The 22,615-nt window shown below is 55.6% G+C and carries 24 protein-coding genes; 9 read left to right on the top strand and 15 right to left on the bottom strand.

The annotated features are described in order from the left end of the window. Nucleotides 1-86: 86 nt before the first annotated feature. Entirely contained in the window at nt 87-518 is a 432-nt protein-coding gene (locus tag YERSI8AC_RS06380; RefSeq protein ID WP_022520514.1) for an organic hydroperoxide resistance protein, read from the top strand. A gap of 15 nt (nt 519-533) precedes the next feature. Here YERSI8AC_RS06380 and YERSI8AC_RS06375 read toward each other — a convergent pair whose 3' ends face one another. Beyond that, on the bottom strand, nt 534-1,229 hold the full coding sequence (locus tag YERSI8AC_RS06375) for an aspartate/glutamate racemase family protein (RefSeq protein WP_022520515.1): 696 nt from the start codon (nt 1,227-1,229) through the stop codon (nt 534-536). 106 nt (nt 1,230-1,335) lie between these two features. On the opposite strand from YERSI8AC_RS06375, the gene yghU reads away from it, so the two are divergent. Beyond that, the gene (gene yghU, locus YERSI8AC_RS06370) at nt 1,336-2,208 is read left to right on the top strand and encodes a glutathione-dependent disulfide-bond oxidoreductase (protein ID WP_022520516.1); all 873 of its coding nucleotides are present in this window, start codon (nt 1,336-1,338) and stop codon (nt 2,206-2,208) included. Nucleotides 2,209-2,302: 94 nt separating this feature from the next. Here yghU and YERSI8AC_RS06365 read toward each other — a convergent pair whose 3' ends face one another. The 12 genes from YERSI8AC_RS06365 to YERSI8AC_RS06310 all read right to left on the bottom strand — a co-directional run bounded on the left by YERSI8AC_RS06365 (nt 2,303) and on the right by YERSI8AC_RS06310 (nt 14,073). After that, nucleotides 2,303-2,626: a DUF6693 family protein gene (locus YERSI8AC_RS06365; RefSeq protein WP_022520517.1), complete on the bottom strand. Its 324-nt coding sequence runs from the start codon at nt 2,624-2,626 to the stop codon at nt 2,303-2,305. Nucleotides 2,627-2,704: 78 nt separating this feature from the next. After that, nucleotides 2,705-3,034, bottom strand: coding sequence for a hypothetical protein (locus YERSI8AC_RS06360; RefSeq protein ID WP_022520518.1), 330 nt, complete (start codon nt 3,032-3,034; stop codon nt 2,705-2,707). 55 nt (nt 3,035-3,089) lie between these two features. Continuing rightward, a complete protein-coding gene (locus tag YERSI8AC_RS06355) occupies nt 3,090-4,079 on the bottom strand; it encodes a lipid A deacylase LpxR family protein (protein WP_041157849.1) in 990 nt (329 codons plus the stop codon). A gap of 264 nt (nt 4,080-4,343) precedes the next feature. Then, the gene (locus YERSI8AC_RS06350) at nt 4,344-4,883 is read right to left on the bottom strand and encodes a YaeQ family protein (RefSeq protein ID WP_041157848.1); all 540 of its coding nucleotides are present in this window, start codon (nt 4,881-4,883) and stop codon (nt 4,344-4,346) included. A 69-nt stretch (nt 4,884-4,952) separates the two neighbouring features. Continuing rightward, nucleotides 4,953-5,654, bottom strand: coding sequence for a glutathione S-transferase family protein (locus YERSI8AC_RS06345; protein WP_041157847.1), 702 nt, complete (start codon nt 5,652-5,654; stop codon nt 4,953-4,955). A 52-nt stretch (nt 5,655-5,706) separates the two neighbouring features. Further along, a complete protein-coding gene (locus tag YERSI8AC_RS06340) occupies nt 5,707-6,324 on the bottom strand; it encodes a LysE family translocator (protein ID WP_022520523.1) in 618 nt (205 codons plus the stop codon). A gap of 100 nt (nt 6,325-6,424) precedes the next feature. Then, a complete protein-coding gene (locus tag YERSI8AC_RS06335) occupies nt 6,425-7,198 on the bottom strand; it encodes an enoyl-CoA hydratase-related protein (protein ID WP_027959793.1) in 774 nt (257 codons plus the stop codon). A gap of 117 nt (nt 7,199-7,315) precedes the next feature. Further along, a complete protein-coding gene (locus YERSI8AC_RS06330; RefSeq protein ID WP_022520525.1) occupies nt 7,316-8,164 on the bottom strand; it encodes a 3-hydroxybutyryl-CoA dehydrogenase in 849 nt (282 codons plus the stop codon). 39 nt (nt 8,165-8,203) lie between these two features. Further along, nucleotides 8,204-9,832 (bottom strand): acyl-CoA synthetase, encoded by a 1,629-nt coding sequence (locus tag YERSI8AC_RS06325; protein WP_141439678.1) that lies wholly within the window; start codon nt 9,830-9,832, stop codon nt 8,204-8,206. 131 nt (nt 9,833-9,963) lie between these two features. Further along, the gene (locus YERSI8AC_RS06320) at nt 9,964-11,751 is read right to left on the bottom strand and encodes an acyl-CoA dehydrogenase (protein WP_022520527.1); all 1,788 of its coding nucleotides are present in this window, start codon (nt 11,749-11,751) and stop codon (nt 9,964-9,966) included. Nucleotides 11,752-11,874: 123 nt separating this feature from the next. Next, the gene (locus YERSI8AC_RS06315) at nt 11,875-13,248 is read right to left on the bottom strand and encodes an MFS transporter (protein WP_009287257.1); all 1,374 of its coding nucleotides are present in this window, start codon (nt 13,246-13,248) and stop codon (nt 11,875-11,877) included. 180 nt (nt 13,249-13,428) lie between these two features. Further along, nucleotides 13,429-14,073, bottom strand: coding sequence for a class I SAM-dependent methyltransferase (locus YERSI8AC_RS06310; RefSeq protein ID WP_201304198.1), 645 nt, complete (start codon nt 14,071-14,073; stop codon nt 13,429-13,431). Nucleotides 14,074-14,113: 40 nt separating this feature from the next. On the opposite strand from YERSI8AC_RS06310, the gene YERSI8AC_RS06305 reads away from it, so the two are divergent. The 4 genes from YERSI8AC_RS06305 (at nt 14,114) to YERSI8AC_RS06290 (ending at nt 16,307) form a co-directional block, all read left to right on the top strand. After that, nucleotides 14,114-14,497 (top strand): VOC family protein, encoded by a 384-nt coding sequence (locus YERSI8AC_RS06305; RefSeq protein ID WP_022520529.1) that lies wholly within the window; start codon nt 14,114-14,116, stop codon nt 14,495-14,497. A 112-nt stretch (nt 14,498-14,609) separates the two neighbouring features. After that, a complete protein-coding gene (locus YERSI8AC_RS06300; protein ID WP_159176344.1) occupies nt 14,610-14,999 on the top strand; it encodes a DUF4870 family protein in 390 nt (129 codons plus the stop codon). 2 nt (nt 15,000-15,001) lie between these two features. Further along, complete coding sequence (locus YERSI8AC_RS06295) at nt 15,002-15,937, top strand: lysophospholipid acyltransferase family protein (protein WP_022520531.1); 936 nt, start codon at nt 15,002-15,004, stop codon at nt 15,935-15,937. Between the two features lie 19 nt (nt 15,938-15,956). After that, entirely contained in the window at nt 15,957-16,307 is a 351-nt protein-coding gene (locus YERSI8AC_RS06290) for a DUF4870 family protein (RefSeq protein ID WP_159176343.1), read from the top strand. A gap of 20 nt (nt 16,308-16,327) precedes the next feature. Here the strand turns inward: YERSI8AC_RS06290 and YERSI8AC_RS06285 are convergent, their stop codons facing one another. Further along, nucleotides 16,328-17,932 carry a sulfatase-like hydrolase/transferase gene (locus YERSI8AC_RS06285; protein WP_159176342.1) on the bottom strand — a complete coding sequence of 535 codons (1,605 nt, stop codon included), beginning with the start codon at nt 17,930-17,932 and terminating at the stop codon, nt 16,328-16,330. Nucleotides 17,933-18,170: 238 nt separating this feature from the next. Between YERSI8AC_RS06285 and YERSI8AC_RS06280 the strand changes: the two genes are divergently transcribed. The 3 genes from YERSI8AC_RS06280 to YERSI8AC_RS06270 all read left to right on the top strand — a co-directional run bounded on the left by YERSI8AC_RS06280 (nt 18,171) and on the right by YERSI8AC_RS06270 (nt 21,383). After that, the gene (locus YERSI8AC_RS06280) at nt 18,171-19,733 is read left to right on the top strand and encodes a glucan biosynthesis protein (RefSeq protein ID WP_236557261.1); all 1,563 of its coding nucleotides are present in this window, start codon (nt 18,171-18,173) and stop codon (nt 19,731-19,733) included. A 72-nt stretch (nt 19,734-19,805) separates the two neighbouring features. Beyond that, complete coding sequence (locus YERSI8AC_RS06275; RefSeq protein ID WP_022520535.1) at nt 19,806-20,588, top strand: FkbM family methyltransferase; 783 nt, start codon at nt 19,806-19,808, stop codon at nt 20,586-20,588. Between the two features lie 21 nt (nt 20,589-20,609). After that, entirely contained in the window at nt 20,610-21,383 is a 774-nt protein-coding gene (locus tag YERSI8AC_RS06270; protein WP_159176341.1) for a creatininase family protein, read from the top strand. A 53-nt stretch (nt 21,384-21,436) separates the two neighbouring features. Here the strand turns inward: YERSI8AC_RS06270 and ribA are convergent, their stop codons facing one another. Then, entirely contained in the window at nt 21,437-22,540 is a 1,104-nt protein-coding gene (gene ribA, locus YERSI8AC_RS06265) for a GTP cyclohydrolase II RibA (RefSeq protein WP_159176340.1), read from the bottom strand. Nucleotides 22,541-22,615: the final 75 nt, after the last annotated feature.

Here is a 22,615-nt window from a genome sequence, read left to right as displayed (position 1 = left end):
ATTTACCATTTATATTGCGCGCAAAATAAAGCTGCGCTAAGTTAATAGCGCAGATTCATAATGAAAACACCGACAGGAGATACAGAATGACGACCACTATTGAAAACGTTGTTTATCGTGCCCACGCCACTGCTACTGGCGGCCGTGAAGGCCAGGCCAAATCGTCCGATGGCGCGCTGGATGTTAAACTCAGCACGCCCAAAGAGCTGGGCGGCGCAGGCGGTGATGGCACCAATCCTGAGCAGCTATTTGCTGCTGGCTACTCGGCCTGCTTTTTAGGTGCGCTTAAGCATGTCGCTGGCCAGGAGAAAGTAAAGCTTCCTCAGGATACGAAAATTGATGGCCACGTAGGTATCGGCGCCATTCCTACCGGCTTTGGCATCGAAGTCGAGCTAAAAATCAGTCTGCCCGGCCTTGAGCAAGACGTTGCCCAGCAGTTGGTCGAGAAAGCCCATGTTGTCTGCCCCTATTCCAATGCCACCCGTGGCAATATTAATGTCACCCTGACACTGGTCTAAGCGTCGTTACCTAGATTAATCATTTAGTGCCCACGCCACCGCTCTCTGGGCATGCAGAGCGGTGGTGTCGTAAAGAGGTACTGTGGTATCACGCTGGTTCACCAGCATAGCGATTTCAGTACAGCCTAAAATCACCGCCTGGGCTCCTTGGGCATGCAGGGAATCAATGATGGCCAGGTAGCGCTGCCGCGATACATCTTCTACTCGACCCTGGCAGAGTTCATCAAAGATCACCCGATGAATAGTGTCGCGCTCAGACTGATCGGGCACCACGACCTCAATACCGAACTGCTTTTCCAAGCGGCCGATATAAAAGTCCTGCTCCATGGTAAAGCGCGTTCCCAATAGGCCGACACGAGTGATTCCGTCAGCGGTAAGCTGTTCAGCGGTGGCATCAGCAATATGCAGTAGCGGAATCGTAATCGCCTGCTCAATAGCGGGCGCCACTTTATGCATGGTATTGGTGGCAATCAGCAGGCAGTCGGCGCCCGCGCGCTCAACACTTTGGGCAGCGTTGCCCAGTTGTTCACCAGCGGCGTGCCAATCGCCCTGCTGTTGCAGCGCTTCAATGTCGGCAAAGTCGACGCTAACCAGCACGATCTTAGCCGAATGAAATCCGCCCAGCGCTGCTTTTACGCCCTCGTTTAGGGCTCGGTAATAGCCTTGGGTCGACTCCCAGCTCATACCGCCCAACACACCAATAACACGCATCCGTCACCTCTGAAGAAAATGAGCTACTTTATTATCAGGCTAATCACCCTCTGCCACGAATAATAGCCGCAGCATTATCGATAAACCATTTATAGCGAGGAAACGAATGAGCGACAATACCTATACACCCCCGCGTGTTTGGAAGTGGGAACCTGGCAACGGCGGTAAATTTGCCAATATCAATCGCCCAATTGCAGGCCCTACCCATGACAAAGCGCTGCCGGTAGGCAAACACCCTCTTCAGCTCTACTCCCTGGCCACGCCTAACGGTGTCAAAGTCACCGTGATGCTTGAAGAGCTGTTGGAGAAAGGCGTAGCTGGTGCCGAATACGACGCTTACCTGATCCAAATTGGCGAAGGCGATCAGTTCAGCAGTGGCTTCGTCGAGGTGAATCCCAACTCCAAAATTCCCGCCCTAATGGATCACTCTACCAATCCCCCCCAGCGGGTGTTTGAGTCTGGCGCAATCCTGCTCTATTTGGCTGAAAAATTTGGCGAGTTCTTACCCAGCGACCCGGCGAAACGCACCGAGTGTCTCTCCTGGCTGTTCTGGCAAATGGGCAGCGCACCGATGTTAGGCGGTGGCTTTGGCCACTTTTACGCTTACGCACCGGAAAAGTATCAGTACCCGATTGACCGCTACACCATGGAAGTAAAACGCCAGCTTGATGTGCTTGACCGCCACTTGGCGGAAAACCGCTTTATGGCGGGTGATGAGTACACCATTGCCGATATGGCGATTCACCCTTGGTATGGCGCACTAGTGAAAAATCGCGTTTACGAAGCGGCTGAATTCTTGGAAGCCCATACCTACAAGAACGTTCTGCGCTGGACTGAAGAGATTGATGAACGTCCCGCCGTTAAACGTGGCCGTATGGTCAACCGCTCTTTTGGCGAGCCGCACGAGCAGTTGCATGAACGTCATGATGCCAGCGACTTTGAGCTTCGCACACAAGATAAGCTGGCTGATAGCGAGTAATTAGTCACCCAAAAAAGGGCCTACGCTTGAACTCTCAGCGTAGGCCCCGGTGCAGCATCAATACTCCAAGCCGAGTTCTGTTTAACGAGAAAAACTAAACTGACTCAATCCGCGAGTTATTCAACGCGTAATTCCAAACTCGATAGAAGTAGAAAATATACCCTAAACCAAAGGTGACCAGCGAAATCAACATCCATAGGATGATATGGCCGATATTGCTGAACAGGTTGATATCGCAAACCATTTTTCGCTCGACGCCAGTGCTGGCATCAACTAGCGATGTGCGATTGATGACAAACCGCGCAAACGAATAGGGAAAGAAAAATAACGCTATGCCAAACGTGATAATACTCAACACCACCCAGACAAGTAGATGGCCAATGATATCTAAAATGGAGAGGTCTGCTTTGATCTTCACAGGTTGCCCTTAGTATGCGTGGAAAGCGGCAGAGCGTAACACCGCAAGCCCCAACCGTGAATTATAAATTAATATAAATTAGGGGAGCTGCCGTTTACTCTCCCACCACTCGGCATAGGAACTGTTATGGGGCGCCAAACCGCCTTCATCGGGGGCGTCATCATCCCACCATACCGGGCCACGCTCGCCGAGGGCTTCTTTAGCGCTTTGCACCGCGTTGCGGGCTTGGCGCAGCGCGTCTTCATCGTCTTGCTGCTGGGCTGTTCTGACCGCCCTGCGGGCTTTCATCAATGCTTTGATATGGGTTCGCTTTTCGTCTTCATCTAAACGCGGGTCAGTGCAGCGCCAAAGCCGATTTTTGGCGACAAAATAGCGTCCATCGGGAGTGTGAGGATACTTGTTAGCCATAAGCAATACTCCTTTCCCGTTGGGCGCTTCTACTCACCTCATTTCACCTAACCGTTTAGAAGCGCTTAGATAGCGTGATAGAGCCGAATTTATCCTGCTCTTCCTGGCCGTCAAATTCACGTGAGCGCTGAACTGCCGCGTAAGTGACTTGCCAATCTTCCCAGGCCAGCGCCAGCCCTGCTGATACGTCGCCTACCCACTCTTTGCGATCAACCGAGTGGCTATTTCTAAACGTATTGCCGTCAAGCGTCAGGTTTTGCGCCATGTAGTAACCGTCTACGCTGGCAAACAGGTACCACTGCCACCCCTCTTTACCGGTCATGTGGTAGCGGCTACCAGGGCTTGGCGTTAGCGTAGGAATGCTAGGCGCCTCATCACCCCAGCGAACGCTATACCCGGCGCTTGCATAGGTGTAAAGGTTGCCCAAAGCGGCGCTAACGCTGGGGCCATGGGCAAACTGCTTACCCATCAAAGGGGAGCTATACCACCACTGGCGACGCATGGCGACGTTGACGATGGCTTCATCGCCAAGCTGGTTATCCCAACCGCTGGGGCGGTCGCTTTCGGTGATGCGGTGCACTTCGCGTTGAATGCTATCGGCAAGCGACGAAGGCCCTACCAAACCAATATCCAGGTGCAGGTCAGTCGCTTGGCGCCAATTGCCCATGGGCACGTCTTCGTAAAGTGAGATACCGCCGTAAACAATCCCAGCGTAGGGACGATCATCTTCAATCAGTCCACGCTGCTCAATATTGTTTGGCGTATAAATCTGATGCACCAAACGAAAAGCTGCCATATCAGCGCTGCCAATAAGGCTGTCGGGCAAAGCGGTGGCCAAGCGTTGCGTCCAGCTTTGTGCTTCAGGCTGAAACGTCCAATTGAGCTCAAAGCCACTGGTAAAGTGGCCATCATCGCTGCTGGCCATGCCATCATTTGCGTGCTTAATCGAGAGGACACTATCGTCGGCTTGTGCCAGCGTTGACAGCAGGGTTACTACAGCCACTAGCGGTAGCAGCTGCCATCGTAGAGGGGGGGTATCTTTCATTGCTCGTTCCTTGAGATTGTCCTGGGGAGTGTTTTTTGGGGCTGTGTTTTGAGGCCACTTTTGAAGAACATCAACAAACATTGTTGATTGTATGTAATTGTGCAAAAAGATAGCAAGCATACTTTTACTGTCTTCTACAGAAAAGAGCTAAGTCACTAACATCAAAGGTTGGCTCGTAGGCCATCCCTTCTGCTGTCATTTGTTTAGATTTATTAGCGTAGTCGACTAGACGAAAGTTGGTAGGCTAATGACTTAGTTGAATCACTATCTGTCGCGCAGCAGCCACTGCGGAGTGATTTCATGTTGGCCGTTTTCATCGGTAATAAACAGCGATCCTTCGCTGATCATTACTGCCCAGTTAATCGCCCGAGGCAGGTCTTTAGCGATAATCGCTAGGGCCTCTTGTGGAAGCCCCGCCACATGCACATTTTTCAGTGATGCCACGTTGGGCAACACTTTACTCTCCCATTGATCTACCCGGCCGTAAGCAAGTAGCGACACGCGCTCTGCCCTACGTGAGCACCAGGTAATCCGCTCGGCATCGGGCAAACCCACTTCGATCCAGTGCAGTAGGCGACCGTCTAGGCTTTTCTCCCACAGTGCCGGTTCGTCTACATCGGAAAGCCCACGCCCGAAGGCCAGCGTCTCGCTGTACCACAACACATAAGCAAGCAAGCGCGCGGTCATGCGCTCTTCGGTCTCTGACGGATGGCGAGCCACGGTAAAGCGCAGCGTTTCATACACCCCGCGATCCAGATCGGTCAGATTGATATCAACTTTGTAGGGCGTTGCGCTAAGAGCCATGGAAATGTCCAAACGAAATTTGCGTCAGTGTACCCGATGCCGGGTGTCTCTGGTGAATAGTCTGACAGGTTAAGCTTTGCGGTGATCGGCCGTTACGCTGCCGTTTTTCAGCGTATCGGCCTCGTGCATGGGCTCATGCCATGGCTCTTCGAGCGCGGCTTGATACCACGCTTGCATTGCTGGCAGCGCTAGCAAGCGCTCGACATATGCCTGGGATTTTTCATGAATCGGCAGGTTGAATGTCTGCACGCGAAACGCCACAGGCGCATAAAATGCATCTACTGCTGAGAAGTGCTCACCCGCTAAAAACGGCCCGCCAAAGCGCTCAATCCCCTGCTGCCATAGCACATCCAAGCGTGCCACATCGGCCTTAAGATTGGCCGATAAGCTATTCAATTCCACCCGCATACCGCAGTTCATTGGACACTCGTCGCGCAGGGCGCTAAAGCCGCTGTGCATCTCTGCTGTGGCTGAGCGCGCCCAGGCGCGGGCGGTTTTATCACTCGGCCAAACATTAGCGTGCTGCTCGGCCAGATACTCGATAATCGCCAGGGAGTCCCACACCGCCAGCTCGCCTTCATCCGTCACATCCACCAAGCAGGGCACCAAACCTGAAGGTGAGAAGCGAATGAAGGTGGCATGGCTTGCACCCAAACCACCCTCGAACGGCATCAGGTGTTCGTTAAACGGAATCTCCAGCGCTTTCATCAGCACCCAAGGGCGCAGCGACCAAGAAGAGTAATTCTTGTTGGCAATATAGAGATCAAACATGCAGCGCTCCTTATGTGGGAAATCGAATTAGCCGATCAATTAGGCAGCCACCTTAACGTGCTGCCTGAGCCAGTGTATTACCGCCTAATCCCATTAATACGCCACCGCCAATGCGCTGAATGAGCCGAGAGGAGCCATGGGATTTTTGTAACCACTCACGCAACGGGCTGGCCAGCAGCACCACCACAACATCCGCTGATGAGAACAGCACATTAGTGGCGATACCTAGCCAGAGCAGTTGCCACGCTACCGGCATAGCGCTCTCGGGCTGCACGAATTGAGGCAGAAACGCGACAAAGAAAAGCGCGGTTTTAGGGTTGAGCACCTCCACCAAAAAACTGTCGCGAAGCACGCGTTTAGTGGTTGCCAGCGGCACCTCATCATTATGGGCACGAATGCCCTGCTGCCATAGCCTCAGTCCCATCCAGAGTAAATAAAGCCCACCGATAATTTTCATGGCGATATAAGCAGGCGGAATCGCTGCAAACAGCAGCGCCAAGCCCAATGCGGCCGCCACCACATGAACGTAGCAGCCCATATGCACACCCATGACCGCTAACCATCCTGCTCGTCGGCCACGCCCCAGGGTTTGCGCTGCGGTATACAGCATTGCAGGCCCAGGAAGATAGGCAAAACCTAGTGCGGCGAGGATGAATGCGGCCCATTGCATATTGGCGATTCTCTTGAAGGTAATGGTTAGGTTTCGAGAATAAAACGGGGGTGACGTAAGCGCCACCCCCTAAATAAGTAAAGCTGGAATGAGGCGTGGTTTAGAAGTTAGGTTTACGCTTTTCAACAAAGGCTGACATGCCCTCTTTCTGCTCGTCACCGGCAAAGCAGAAGGCGAACAAGCTAGTTTCCAGTGCCAGTGCACTATCCAGATCCTGATCCATACCATCGTGAACGGCCTGCTTGGCACCACGCACTGATTGCGGGCCGTTGCCTTTCAGTTGCTTGGTGAGCTCTTCAGCGTAGCTTTCCAGCTCCGCTTGCGGCATCACGCGATTGACTAGGCCGATACGCAGCGCCTCTTGGGCATCGATTTTGCGCCCGGTAGTCACCAGGTCAATCGCCATGGCAGGGCCAACGCGACGTGGTAGGCGCTGGGTGCCACCAAAGCCGGGGATGACGCCCAGCAGTACTTCAGGCTGGCCGAATACGGCGTTGTCACTGGCTACGGCCCAGTCGCAGGCCAGCGCCAATTCGCAGCCGCCGCCAAGGCAAAACCCGTTCACCAGCGCGACCACCGGCACGGGGAGAGTCTCTAGGCGTTTAATAGTACGCAGCGCTTGGCTGGCGAAAGCTCGCGCTTCTTCGGGCGTTTTTTCACGCATTTCGGTGATATCAGCACCCGCGACGAAAGACTTCTCGCCCGCACCGGTAATCAGCACGGCGCGCAGGTTCGGGTGAGCCTCAAGCTCTACTAAGTGCGCTTCCAGTGCGGCAAGCACTTCGCTGTTTAACGCATTCAGTGCTTTGGGACGATTGATGGTCAGACGCACCATCCCGTCGTTATCAACCTTCTCGATGACTGCTTCGCTCATGGCGGACTCCTTATTTGATTTGTTATGGAACATTAAAGTGAACACCACTCAACCCTAGCGAACGCTTGGTTGAGTGGCAATCACTTCTTTACGCCGCACTCTTCCCTTCAGTACAAGCTAATCGTAAGAGTAGAAGCCGCGCCCACTTTTACGGCCTAGGTAGCCCGCTGCGACCATGCGCTTAAGCAGTGGACAGGGGCGATATTTGGGGTCGCCAAAGCCCTCTTGCAGCACGTCCATAATCGCCAGGCACACATCCAGCCCGATTAAATCCGCCAGTGCCAGCGGCCCCATGGGGTGAGCCGCTCCTAGTTTCATAGCGTTATCAACCGCTTCCGGCGTTGCGGTGCCCTCCTGCACGATAAACGCTGCCTCATTGATCATGGGCACCAGCAGGCGATTTACCGCAAAGCCCGGCGCGTCGCCTACCGGCACAGCAGTTTTACCCAACGCTTTAGCTAGGGTTTCAATCTCGGCCACGGTAGCGTCCGAGGTTTGTTCGGCACGAATCACTTCCACCAGTTTGAGCACTGGCACTGGGTTAAAGAAGTGCATGCCCACTACGCGCTCGGGGTGATCGCACACCGCTGCCAAGCGAGTGAGCGACAGCGACGAGGTGTTGGAGGCCAAAATCGCGGTGCTGCTCAAGCGGCTTAGATCGCGAAACAACTTCTCTTTGAGTTCAGGCTGTTCGGGTGCGGCCTCGATAATAATTGCGCAGTCGCCTAGGGCACTCAGCGTGGTTGTGGTAGATAGACGGGCTAGAGCGGCGCTTTTATCCGATTCGCTGATTTTCTCCTTAGCGACCAACTTACCCAAGCCTTTATCGATGTTCGTTTTGGCACGGCCAAGCTGCTCTTCGGCCACATCGTAAAGGCACACGTTAAAGCCACTAGCAGCCACTACCTGAGCGATCCCCTGCCCCATGGTACCGGCTCCTACAACGCCAACAAGTTGGTCACTCATGCACTCTCTCCTCTATCGATTATCGCTACACTAGGGTTATCAATGGTTTTTAGCTTCTTCACGCAGTACGAACTTTTGGATCTTGCCTGTCGAGGTTTTAGGTAGCTCGCTGAAAATAACCGTTTTGGGGACTTTGTAGCCCGCCAAATGTTCGCGACAGTGGGCGATAATATCGGCCTCGGTCACTTCACCGTAACCGACTTTGAGCTTCACAAACGCACAGGGCGTCTCCCCCCACTTCTCATCAGGTTTGGCCACTACCGCCGCCTCTTCGACCGCAGGATGGCCGTAAATGGCGTCTTCTACTTCAATGGTCGAGATGTTCTCTCCACCGGATATAATGATGTCTTTCGAGCGGTCTTTGATCTCGATATAGCCATCCGGATGCCACACCGCCAAATCGCCGGTGTGGTACCAGCCGCCCTTCAGCGCTTGCTCGGTGGCCTCCGGGTTCTTTAAATAGCCCTTCATGACGTTGTTGCCACGCATCAGTATTTCACCCATGGTTTGGCCATCCTTGGGTACCGGCTCCATGGTGAGCGGATCAGCCACGCACAGTGCTTCGAGCATGTGGTAGCGCACCCCCTGGCGGGCTTTGATTTTGGCCCGCGCTTCCAGCGGCAATTCATCCCACGCTTCCCGCCAGGCGCACACGGTCACCGGGCCGTACACTTCCGTCAGGCCATAAACGTGGGTTACCTCAATGCCCAGCTTCTCCACCCCGGCGATCACCGAGGCAGGCGGCGCGGCACCGGCGGTGGTGACTTTGACCGGATGATCGAACTGATGCTTATCTTCCGCAGGCAGGTTCACGAGGCCATTAAGAATAATCGGCGCCCCGCTGAAGTGGGTGACCTTCTCTTCGGCAATGAGCTGCATGATCTTTTTAGGATCGACGCGGCGCAGACACACGTTTACCCCGGCGTTGGCGGCAATCGTCCATGGGAAGCACCAGCCGTTGCAGTGGAACATCGGCAGCGTCCACAGGTAGATCGGGTGGTGGGGCATCGCCCACTCCATGATATTGCTCACCGCATTGAGGTAAGCGCCGCGGTGGTGGTAGACCACGCCCTTGGGTTTGCCGGTGGTGCCAGAGGTATAGTTGAGCGAGATCGCATCCCACTCATCGGCAGGAAGCTGGTAGGCAAAGTCAGCGTCGCCCTCTTGAAGCAGCGCTTCGTACTCCACTTCCCCAATGCTCGGGGTCTCACCAAGAAACTCCACATCGGTCACATCGATGATAAGCGGCTTGTGGGGTAGCTTGGCAACCGCTTGCTGGATGACCTCAGCAAACTCGGGGTCGACCAGAATGGCTTTGGCCTCGCCATGTTCCAGCATATAGCTGATCGCCTCAGCATCCAGGCGAATATTCAGCGTATTAAGCACGCAGCCGGCCAGCGGCACGCCAAAGTGTGCTTCAAACATGGCGGGGATATTGGGCAGCATCGCCGCCACTGTCTGGCCCGGCTGAATGCCCCGCTTTTCGAGCGCCGAGGCAAGCTGGCGGCAGCGCGACCAAGTTTCGCTCCAGGTGCGTCGCGTACTGCCATGTACCACCGCCGGGTAATCGGGATAGATCGACGCCGAGCGCTCGATAAAGGTCAGCGGTGAAAGCGGCACGTGGTTGGCAACAGTTTTGGGCAAGCCTTGCTCAAAGATAGCGGTCATGGTCGGCTCCTGACTTTTGTTGATGTTTTTGAAAGCGTTCGTTTTAAGAGTTTGTTTAAAATGGTTGTTTTGATCGCTTAGAAACAGCGCCGCCGCCTCAAGAGGCGGCGGCGTGAAGCTGCAAATTAGCGTTAGTGAACCTCAAAATCGCTTAAGCACTGCATACCCGCCTCAATCACCGTGCGCTGGGCGCGGCCTACCGGCAGCCATTGAGTGATGGCAAATTCGGCGCTGCGCATCTTGGCAGTATAGAAGGGATCATCACTGCCGTTGTTAAGGGCAGCATGGGCGCTGAGAGCCGCCAGCCCCATCTGCCAAGCACACAGCACGTGGCCCGCCAAGTTCAGGAACGGCGTTGCGTAAGCCTGCACCGCATCTGCGCCGATTTCAGGGTCACTGCCTTGTTCCTGCACAATTGTCTGGGCAGCTTTCAAATCCTCAAGCCCTGCGGCCAAACTACTGCCCAACGCTGACAAAGCGGGGTCGGCATTGAGTTGCTCCACGGTGGCGGAAACGTCGTGAAGCAGCGCAGCGAGCGCTTCGCCATTGTCACGCTGGAGTTTACGTCCCGCCAAGTCGAGTGCCTGAATACCGTTGGTGCCTTCGTAAATAGGCGCAATGCGAGCATCGCGCAGTAGCTGCGCTGCTCCGGTCTCTTCCACATAGCCCATCCCACCGTGCACCTGAATCCCCATGGAGGCGATATCCACTGCCTGATCGGTAGAGAAGCTTTTGATCACTGGAATCAAAATATCCGCGCGGGCCTGGGCGGTTTGGCGGGCTTCGTTACTTTCAGCGTGGCGGGCAGTATCCAACTCGGCAGCGCAGTAGAGCGCCAGCGCACGCAGTGCATCGGTACGTGAGCGCATGGAGAGCAGCATGCGGCGCACGTCTAAATGATCGCTGATACTGCATTCAGCGCCGCCACGGGTTTTGGGAGAGCGCCCTTGGTGACGCTCCAACGCATAGGCAAAGGCGTGCTGGCAGGCACGTTCGGCCACGCCAATACCCTGAATACCGACTTTGTGACGCGCCTCGTTCATCATGGTAAACATATGATTAAGGCCACGCCCTTCTTCGCCAACAAGGTAGCCAATCGCCCCGCCGTTTTCACCAAAGCTCAGGGTGCAGGTGGGCGAGCCATGAATGCCCAGTTTGTGCTCGATAGAGGCGCAGGTGACGTCGTTGCGCTCGCCCAAGGAGCCGTCTTCATTGATCAGGAACTTGGGTACCAGAAACAGGGAAATACCTTTGTTGCCTTCCGGCGCATCGGGTTTGCGGGCTAGCACAAGATGGATAATATTTTCGGCGGCATCGTGTTCGCCCCAGGTGATATAGATCTTCTGGCCGCTGATGCGGTAATGGTCGTTTTCAGGTACCGCGCGAGTGCGTACTTGGGAGAGATCCGAGCCCGCTTGGGATTCGGTCAGGTTCATAGTGCCCGTCCAGGTGCCTTCCACCAGTTTGGGCAAGTAGGTCGCTTTGAGCGCATCGCTACCGTGATGGGCCAGCGCTTCGATAGCGCCAGCGGTCAGCATGGGGCAGAGCCCCAGCGCCATATTGGCACCGTGAAGCATCTCCTGCACCGCACTGGCAACCACTTCTGGCAGGTTCTGACCACCTAGTGCTTCTGATACACCAATACCGTTCCAGCCACCCTCGACATAAGCCTGGTAAGCCGTCGCGAAGCCTTCTGGCGTCGTCACACTGCCATCGGAGTGGCGCTTGGCCCCTTGCTGATCACCAATCTTATTAAGCGGGCCCCAAATGTCACCGGCCAGTTTTGCGGCCTCTTCGAGTACCGCCTCGACCAAGTCTGGCGTGGCCTCTTCAAAGCCCGGCAGGCTAAGCGAACGGTGCGCTAGCAGCTCTTCAAGCACAAAGCGCAAATCGCGTACCGGTGCGGCGTAAACATTCATAGCGAACCTCGGGCTGAAAATTAAACAATTGTTTGAAAGTGTACCCTTGATAGTAGTAACACTCTCTTGCCCACACCATTAGCCCAAGGTATCACCCGCTATGATTAGCGTCCTCACCCGTCTTTACTTTCGCTCACTTGCTTGCTCCACATCATCATAATAAGTGATATGGCTCTCATCTTCCGCAGGCGGCCCTACCACCGGTTCAGCGGCGTCGACGTCCCATACGGCATCTGAGAGATCCTCCAAGTGCTCGTGCTCCAGTGCCCCCTGCATCAACTCCTCGGTGACCACCAGCTCAGCACCAGCAGCGGTCATTGGCGTAGTCGGCGTAAAGGGTGCCACAGGCACAGGCGCCGGGCGCACGCTACGCCGCCAGGAGAAGAACATAACAAAGAACAGACTTAGTGAGCCGAAGGCCCAAAACAGACCCGCATCGCCCATCGCGGTCATCACCGGAGAAATCATTAGCGGGCTGATCGTGGCGCCAATGGAGTTGATCAGCAACAGGCCCTGGCTCATACGCACCAGCGCCCCTGCGGGGGCGCGGTCGGCGGCGTGGCTCACCGCCACCGGGTAGAGCGCAAATACCCCACCGCCAAGCAAGAATAGCAGTACCGCCAACAGCGGCGTAGAGAGCGGCAGCCAAAGCATCGCCGCCGAGATCAGCACGCAGAAACCGCTAATGCCAATCAGTACCATTTGTCGGTCATGGCGATCCGACCAACGGCCAATCGGGTACTGCAGCAGCATCGCGCCCATAATCACCACCGCCATCATCTGCCCCACCTGACTGACACTCATGCCAATACGCTGTAAATAGAGCGGGAGCAGTGTGTACGCTGCAGCTACCACCATCCCAGAGCCTAAACTACCCATCACACCGGTAGGCGTCAGGGTGATCAAACGGTGCGGGGGAAGCGGTTCGGCGTGCTCCATAATCGGTGACACGCGAGGAATCATCGCCATAGGTAGCACAGAGAGCGAGGCCAGTAGCCCAATCACCATAAAGGGCGCAGTGACGCCCATGGCGTTGGTAACACCCAGCAGCAGTTGGCCCAATACACCGGCGGCGTAAAGTGAAATCATATAAAGCGCCAGCAGGCGGCCGCGAACCTTCTGGTCGCCTGACGTGAGCAGCCAGCTTTCGATAACCAGATAAACCCCAACCGTGGCCCAGCCGCCGATAAGGCGCAGTACAAACCAGGCCCAGGGGTCGAAGAACAAGCCTTGCAGCAGCACCGTGACGGCCACTAATGAGGCAAAACTGCCGTAAGCGCGAATATGGCCAATGCGCAGCAACAGGCGGTCATTCACCATTGCGCCCAACGCTAAACCGATAAAGTAAGCCGACGAGACAATACCGATGACCGTGGCCGACTCACCGGCAGCATCCAAGCGCACGGTAATTAAGGTGGCAAGAAAACCGTTGCCAATCCCGAGGATGAAGAGCCCTAACAGGGGCGCCAGCGCCATGGCTAGCAGTTGCCGCGACATGAAAACCTCGTCTTGCCTAAAAGTGGTGAAACAAAGGACTGAAAACAGGCGTAAAAACGCTACTAAGCGTGTTCACAGGAACCGTCATCTCACCTGGCACATCGAGTCAGGCCGGGATAGCGGCGCGCAATTATTACCCCAAAGGGGGCAAAGTCAATGCTTTTCTAACGTTATAATTATTCACGTTAGCGTTTTGTGTAGAATAACCGTGTCTGGCCCAGGAAATTCCACTACTAAACTATTCTTTTGTGCCCACCAACGGAAGGTCTCCTCACTAAAAAAGCTGATATGGGTGGGGTCGCTAATATAGTGCCAGCGGGCAAAAGCCTCCGGCGAAGTGACGCGCTTGGTCATTAAGCCCAGATAGCCACCTGGCGAGAGCTGAGCCGCCAACTGCGTAAGCACCTTGCCGGGCTGCGCCAAGTGCTCAACAACTTCTGTGGCGGTGATAAAATCATATATTTGTGTCAAAACTGAGGCATCGGGGGCGTAAAAAAGGTCGTAAATAGCCATCGGGTGCCCCTGCTCTGCGAACATAACCGACAGCGTCGGCCCTGGCCCTGAACCAAAATCAAGACCGCGGGCGTTGGGTTCGAGCTTAGCTAACAGCGGGGTAAATAAACGCCCTAAAAAGCGCCGGTATCCCGTATCATGCGGCGAGTTTTGATGTTTATCGTATTCGGCCTTTTCTGCAGCGGCGCTTAAATGCTGCTCGGGGGGGACAAATACCAGCTTGCACGTGGCACACTGGTAGTAGTCACGACGCCGATCCCGGTGGTAGGGCGCAGTAGTGGGCTCCACACAGAGCGGACAGCAGCGCATCATCGTATTCTCTGGCTTATCGTTACGTATTAAGGAAGGTGGCATGCTATCAGGTCTGGATCATCTTGTTGTAACCGTGACCGATATGGGTCGCGCAGTCGATTTTTACTCACGTGTTTTGGGCCTAGACGTGCGCTATCGCGATGCCCAACGGGTCGATTTAATGCTCGGTGATACGGCACTTCGCCTACATCAAACCGATACCGATATTGCCCCCATTTCAGCCACACCCACCCCTGGCAGCCTGGACTTGTGCCTGCGCTGCCAACTGCCGCTGGATGAGTTCAAGCAGCATTTAGATGCGCTGGCGATAGACGTAGAGCTAGGCCCCGTCGCCCGCCAAGGCGCCACAGGCCCGATTGAGTCGATTTATCTGCGTGACCCGGACGGTAACCTGCTAGAGATTTGCCGCCCCTCTTCGCGTTAATGCTAAGTCTAATGAATCAAGGTATTATATATCGCGCTTAAATAGCGCGCACTGATGTGCCAAGCACCATCACCCACTTCAGCATCTATACAATTGAATGAAAGGAAACGTTATGCTTGATAACGAAAGTGAATCCCCACTCGACGGCCAAGTCGTAAGCGAAGAGCAGAGCTCCCAGCCCGACACAACCATGGCAATGGTTATTTATGCGCTCTATCTGGCCAGTTTTATCCTTGGTTTTACGTCGATTATTGGTGTGGTCATTGCCTATGTCTATAAGGGCACAGGCCCTACGTGGCTGGACGAGCACTACCGCTACCAGATCCGCACCTTCTGGATAGGATTGGTGTACGGCATTATTTTCTCGATATTGCTCTTTGCAGTGATCGGTTTCCCACTTTTGCTGGCGCTAGCCGTGTGGTTCATTATTCGCTGTGTTAAAGGTTTCAAAGGGCTGCAGGAGAAGCGCGCACCTTCCAATGTAGATACTTGGTTGATTTAACGATGACACCACAGGGGGCTAATAACGCTAGGCGTTTTTCCAAAGCCAGTGCGATCAGTTGGCTGTGGCGTCAACTGTCACGCTGGCCGCTTGCGCGCCTGTGGCGTATTTCTTCGGCGCTCGGCCCCCTGGTTTACCGCTTTAATAAGCGTGAGCGTTGGGTAACCGATCGCAACTTAGCGATCGTTTACCCAGACCTCTCCATTGCTGAACGTAAAACCCTTGGTCAGCACAGTTTACGCCACTCAACGGCTACGATGTTGGAGCTGGGCCACGCCTGGATGGCGGAACCAAACAAGGTAGAGACCAGCATTTTAGCGGTGCACGGTCGCGACAAGCTCGATAACGCCCGCACCGAAGGCCGCGGCGTGATTGTGCTTGCCCCGCACTTCGGCAACTGGGAGGTGCTTAACTTTTGGCTCTCGAGCCATTTCCCTTTCACCGCCATGTACGAGCCACCCAAAATCACCGCCCTCGATCCCGTCATTCGTCATGGCCGCGAGCGTATGGGGGCAAGTTTGGTTCCCACCAACCCCCGCGGCGTTGCGGCATTACTTAAAGCGCTTAAACGCAGCGAAGCGATTGGCATACTACCTGACCAGGAGCCCGACTGGGGCAGCGGCGTTTTTGCACCCTTCTTTGGTCGCGAGGCTTACACCGCCACCCTGCTGCCGAAATTGGTCGCCCGCACCCAGGCACGGGTAGTCACCGGCGTCGCGCTACGTATTCCTGGTAAAGGGTTTGAGATCCATTTTCTGGATGCCGACGAGCGGGTCTATAGCGACGATGATGTGCAGTCTGCCACAGGCGTCAATGCCAGCGTCGAGAGTGCGATTGCCTTGGAGCCTGCACAGTATCAATGGGAGTACAAGCGCTACCGTAAAGTAGTGCAGGAGCAGCAAAATCTAGCCAACTTCCGCGACTATCGTCTTTATTAGGCTGAAAAAGAGAGAACTGATGGCACAACCCCCTATACCCCGCGATGAGATACGCGCTCCGCAGATTATCTACGCGCTTTACTTAGCGGGTATTGTCACTGCCAATATCACCCTGCTGATTGGCGTAATCATCGCCTATGTTTATCGTAAAGAAGCGGCGCCCTGGCTGCAGCAGCACTACCGGTATCTGATCCGCACCTTCTGGATCGGCACGCTCTATGCCTGCATCGCCTTTTTGCTAAGCATTGTGGTAGTCGGCACCCTGCTCTGGCCGCTGCTAGCGGTATGGCTAGGCGTGCGCTGTGTACTCGGTTGGGTCGATGTTCGCAAAGGGCTAACACCGGCACGCCCTAATAGCTGGCTTTGGTAAACCGCAAGTCATTCCGCCCTTCACTCATCACCATCCTCGGTGTAAACATCATTTAACTCTCCAAAATCGGCCTGCAGCCAGTGGCGTAATTGGCTCATTCTGGGCGCGTCGCGCGACTCTTCGAGCGTAGGCAATGTGCCGGGAACAAAGCCACGCTTTATAAAGGGTGCCAATAGCGCAGGGTCGCCACTAATAATATGCACCGGTACTGCCGCGCTGGCATCGTCACCGGTAATCAACGGCGCGGCTTGATGATCCCCCAGCACTATCATCAAGGTATTATCATCCACTACACGTTCAGCCCAGCGGCCGGTGACTTTCACAGCGTAGTCTACCGACCAGGCGTAGTGGTCACGAATGCGCTCAATGTCCTGCCACAGCACTTCTGGTGGGTCACCGGCATCCTCCCAGGGGGCAAAAATACGCCCATCGCCAATGGATGACCAATTGTCCAGTACCGGCAGAATCGGCGTCCATGGGGCATGGCTGGAGATCAGTGCCAATTGGGCAAACACCGGTGTCTCACCTAGCAAGTAGCGCTGGGTGTAATCGAGAGTGAATTGATCCGGCATGGTTACCCAGTTGAGAGCAGGCCCGGCGTAAGCGATATCTTTCGCTGCGGCAATTTCATCGAAACCGTAGGCCTCCCCTTCCGGCCACGCCAGGGTAATGGCGGGCATCACACTGAGGGTTCGCTGACCAGTGGCACGAAAATCATCGATCAAAGTGGAGTGGCCGCTGTCCAACATCAGCTGATACCACAGCTGGTTGTCGATCCAGCGGCCGCTGAGGGCTGTCGCGTGGGCTAGCCATGACTGCCCACCACGAATGGGTGAGGCCAACATGCCAGAGACCACGTGGAGGTTATGCTCCCCCAGGCGCTGTTGCATCTCGGCTAGAGTAGGCAGTAGAACGTCGGAGTAACGTGGGTTTTCCAGCGCCGAGATACCGTAGGACTCAATAAAGGTGAGCAGTACATTGCGCCCCGCCAATCCCGGCAGTGGTCGCGCCTCCATGGGTGCGGCCTCCAGCTGTGCAGTAAAGGCGAGGCGGGCGGCGTGGGTATCGGTAATTTGCTGCCACTGAAAACGCGTGGTGTCCACAGCTGGCAAGCGCGCGCTTTCTATCAGCCGTACTCCATTGAGTTCAAGCGCCGCGCCGGTAGTGGCAGTGACCAGCAGCGTTAACGCGACCACGCCAGGCAGGCGCTTAACAGAGTAGGCAACGGGTGGCATCATCAGGCGTGCCAAAACCAGAGTGATGGCTATCAGCAGGGCAACCCCCAGCAGCATTGCGCAAACTGCCAACAGTTGACCTACATTACCTACTAGCAGGTGATAAATTGAGCGCAGCAAAGGTATATCAAGATAAAGATTAAGTGGCCGGGCAAAGGCCATTTGGGTGGCGGCTGCGCCTAGATTCGCGGCGGTTGCCAACATCACCCAACTAACGAGTCCGATGGACACTATGCGGCGCGCTTGGCCGACGGGAAGTAGCAACATGAGCGGCGCAATGATAAGCGCCTCCCAAGCGAGCAAATATGAGCTGATCTCGCCAAAACGCCACCAGAGCGGCGCGATGAGTAAGAAATTCAGCGTTAGAAGCATTAGTAATAATCGACTCATCGCATCCCCATAGGTGCCTACTTTAGCTTACAGTGTCAAAGGTACAGTCTGTCAGCGCTTGGTCTCGTTGAGTAGCTGTACCCAATCGCAAGATAAGAGAGCAAGGAATAAGGCTGCTGAAAAGCGCAATAATCATGTACTGTAATATTTTATCGTATAGTTGTTGTGTAAAAATTTCACGCTTTGCTTGGCTTTAGGCCATGCGCTTTGCAGGCCCTCACCGGAAAGGATTTCGCCCATGCGTTGTAATCAAGTTGGTAGGAAGCCGGTTGCCAAGTGGCGGCCTGGCAAATGGATAGTGTTAATTGGCTGCGCGCTGACCTTGCCAGCGTTGGCCGCAGACGATGCGCACTTCAGGCAGGTTATTGAACGCGCCAAACAGCTTGCTCAAGAAACCTACCAAGCCCCGGAAGAGACCTTACCAGAGGTATTGCGTGAGCTTGATTACGATACCTACCGGCAAATTCGCTTTGATCCCGAACACGCCTACTGGAAAGACGAGAGCCCTTTTAACCTACAGTTATTTCATAGCGGCTTTCTGTTTCAAACCCCGATTGCCTTGAACGTTATCGAAAACGACACGGTAACGCCCCTGCCCTTTTCAGCAGAGGACTACACCTACGATGGCAATGCCGCCGCACTGAAAGAGCAAGACTTAGTCGGCAGCGGCCATGCGGGGTTTCGCCTCCACTACCCTCTTAACAGCGATGACTACGCCGACGAATTTGGTGTATTTCTCGGTGCCAGCTACTTCCGCATTGTCGGGCGTGACCAGGCTTACGGACTATCTACTCGCGGGCTGGCGATCGATACCGCCTCGTCAGATGGCGAAGAGTTCCCGGCATTTCGCGAGTTTTGGCTCTATAAACCCGAGGCTGATGCCGAACAGATTGAACTGCTGGCGTTAATGGATAGCCCCTCGGTCAGCGGCGCCTATCGCTTTGTTATCCAACCCGGTGAGAATACTCAGGTCGAGGTCGAAGCGGAGCTGTTTGCCCGGCAAGATATTGCCAAGCTGGGCGTTGCACCGCTCACCAGTATGTTCACTTATGGTGAGGCAAGCCGCGAGCGGCCGGACGATTTTCGTCCACAGGTGCACGACTCCGATGGCCTACTGATACATGCCGGTAGCGGCGAGTGGATCTGGCGCCCGCTGAGTAACCCATCTCACCTGCATACATCCGCCTTTGTAGACGACTCCCCTCAAGGCTTTGGATTAATGCAACGGGAACGGGATTTTAACCGCTATTTGGATACCGAAGCCCAGTATCACCGTCGCCCCAGCCAATGGATTGTGCCGCTGGATGATTGGGGCCCGGGCCACGTGGAACTTGTCGAAATCCCTACCCCCGATGAGACTCACGACAATATAGTCGCCTACTGGGTGGCGGACGACACCCTGGATGCCGGCGAATCGCGCCGCCTGCACTATCTCACTCACACGCTGAACACTCAGCCTGATGCGCACAATCTTGGCCGCGCCATTCGCACTCGTCATGGCAATGCGGCGGTGCCGGGGCAAGCGGACTCTGCCTCACAAGGCCAGCGCCAGTTTATTGTCGACTTTCAGGGAGGTGCCTTAGAGGAACTCACCGCTGACCAGCCCGTCGAGTTAGACATTAGCGCCCAACACGGCGAGGTACTGCTCCCCCAGGTCACCGCGCTGCCCAACAATGGCTGGCGAGCCAGCTTCCGGCTACCCGCCAGCGATCAACCCAGCGATGTTCGCCTAAGGCTCACCTTAAACGGCGAACCAGTTAGCGAAACCTGGAATTACGTGTGGTATCCCGATGACGAATAGCACTTATCAAGCAAACCTTATCTCGCCAGCGCCTGTGTGGATCAAGGCACGTCCATTCAGAGAGCCCAACTAATGCGGCGCATGGCGCTACGACGACTGCGCAGCGCGGGTGGGCTAGCCCGCTCGCTGTTTATTTATTGGCGGCCTGGGCGTCAGCGTGGCCTGCAGCGCCTCTATCAGCCTTTCATACAACCCGGCACCGTTGCCTTTGATATTGGCGCGCATCTAGGCGACCGTAGCGCGGCTTTTCATGCGCTCGGCGCCAAGGTGGTGGCGCTGGAGCCCCAGCCCGACCTCGCCAAATGGTTTAAACGCCTGGTAAAGCCGCCGACCATTACCCTGCTGCCGATGGCGGCGGGCCCTACGGTGGGCTTTGCTGAGATAGCGATCAGCCCCAGCAACCCGACCCTGTCTACCCTGGCCACCGAGTGGCGGGAGCAGATCGGCGAACGCAACGCAGGCTTTAGTCAGGTACGATGGGAGCAGCGTTTACGGGTGCCGGTGACCACGCTGGATGCGTTAATTGACGAGTATGGCGAGCCCAGCTTTATAAAAATCGACGTTGAAGGTTTTGAGGCGGAGGTTTTGGCGGGGCTAAGTTGCCCGGTGGCCGCGCTGTCGGTGGAGTTTGTGGCAGGCGCCCTGGAAATAAACAACGCCTGCGTGAACCACTTAAGCCGCCTTGGCGAGTACCGCTACAACGTGGTGGCCGGTGAACAACGCCACTTTCGCTGGACCGAGTGGCAAACACCGCAAGCGGTTAGCGAGTGGCTAAGCACAGGGGCCGAAGGATTGCCTTCCGGTGACCTGTACGCCTGCCGCTCGGATCATCGATTACTTCTGAATGATGCTTAATACCTAAAGGCTTCTCATTTTATGATTCACCACTGGCAAACCCTCACCGCTCCGCAGTTAGCCGAGTTCGCCCAATGCGACCCTGTAGCGGTACTGGTGCTCGGGGCCATTGAACAGCACGGCACTCACCTCCCTTTAGCCACCGACTTGACCATTGGCGAGGGGCTGCAAACCGCTATGTTGGAGAAGCTGGATACCCACCTGAACGTAATCTGCCTACCGCCGATTGCAGTGGGCGCCAGCGACGAGCACGCCAATTTTCCCGGCACGCTCAGCCTACCCGCGCCGCTGGCCATTGCTACTCTTGAAGCCTACGGCGACAGCTTAGCCCACGCCGGCATTCGCCGCCTGGTGCTGATTAACAGCCATGGTGGTAATAAGGCAGTGATGGATTTGGCAGGGTTAACCCTGCGTCGGCGGCATGGTATGCGCGTGGTCAAAGCGACTTACACACGGCTACCACCGCTAGAGGGCGCGATTGCCTTTGAAGAGTTGCGCTACGGCTTACACGGCGGACTGCTCGAAACCGCTATGATGCTCTATTTAGCGCCAACGCTGGTGCAGTTGGACGGCTATCAGGCCACCCCGCCTGCAGCGCCCCAAGGCGATGCATTAGTGAGCGCAGAAGGTGCTGCGGCTTTTGCCTGGCTGGCGGAAGACTTAAGCACCCAAGGTGTCGCGGGCGATGCCAGCCAAGCCAGCGCTGAACTAGGCGAGCAACTGGTTCAACACTACGCAAGACAGTTAGCAGCAGTGGTAAAAGAAACCGCCCAACTACCACCGCTAATCAACTAATGACAGCCCCGTCACTAGGTTCGTGTTGGTTCATGTTTAGCGCTTAGTACGGTTTAACGCTGGCTACTGAGCACATCTTCCAAGAAGTGCCCGCCTCGGGTGGCTTTGGCATTTAGATAGCGCTGGTTGTGGTCGGTAACGCTGCCGTACAGCGCCTGGCGTGATACCACTTCAATACCACCCTGACGCAACGCTTCCATCTTCAAGGGGTTGTTGGTCAGCAGTTGAACTTGGTCGATATTGAGCGCATTGAGCATATCCACAGCCACCGCATACTGGCGCTCATCGTCACCAAAACCGAGTACTTGATCCGCATCCACGGTATCCAGGCCACCATCCTGTAAGGTGTAGGCGCGTAGTTTATTGGCTAAGCCAATGCCCCGGCCCTCTTGAGCCAAATAGAGCAGCACACCGCCACCCATGGCTTGAATATCCGCCACGGCGTTGCGTAGCTGCTCGCCGCAATCGCAACGCAGACTGCCGAACAGGTCACCGGTTAAACACGCCGAGTGCAGGCGTAGCGGAACCGCGCCTTCCCAGCGCTCCGGTTTACCGATCACCACAGCAACGTGCTCACGCAGGCCGTCCGGCTCACGGAAAAGCACAAAGCGGCTGTCGGCAGCATCCTCGAGGGGGATATTCGCTTCGCTCACCCGCTTGAGCATGCCCGGCGCCCCGGCAAGGCATTGTGTAGCGTCTTCAGCGCTGACTTGCAGCAGGCGTCCTTCTGCCAACTGCTGCTCAATGGTCGCTGTAGCCTCTTGGCTAACAAAAGCGCAGAGCGCTGCGGGAATCAGCAGGGCTCTGCGCATCAGCGTCACGGCGCCTAGTTCGGCTATTCCGGCGGGCTTTAACCCGCTCAGTAACCCACCCGCAGGTTGTGAAAGCGTTTCCGCCGTGGCCAAGCCATTCAGCTCATTGGTGCTAATGTGAGCTACCAGCGGTAGGCTGGCGGCCTCGGCGGACAAGTTCATGCCCATCGCCGTCAGGCGGTGACGAGTAAGCACCAGCGAAGGCCGCTCGCCTGCTAGCAAAGCCAGCGCTTCGACCGATTCACTGCCTTCCAGCGCCTGCACGAGCAAACGCTGCCCACTGGCATTCACCACCACTGGCAATCCACGGCGGATGTCGAAAATAGCGCGTTCAATCTGGTACATGTAGGCCTCCTGGCTTCCTTACGAGGGGGATGGCGCATGCTTGCTCTAAACAACTTGCTCTCAACTGACGAGAGC

Source organism: Halomonas sp. 113, assembly GCF_904067645.1.
In the GTDB taxonomy this organism is placed as follows: Bacteria; Pseudomonadota; Gammaproteobacteria; order Pseudomonadales; family Halomonadaceae; genus Vreelandella; species Vreelandella titanicae.
The sequence above is the reverse complement of the archived record's forward strand: the minus strand, read 5'-3'. Positions and strand labels throughout refer to the sequence as shown.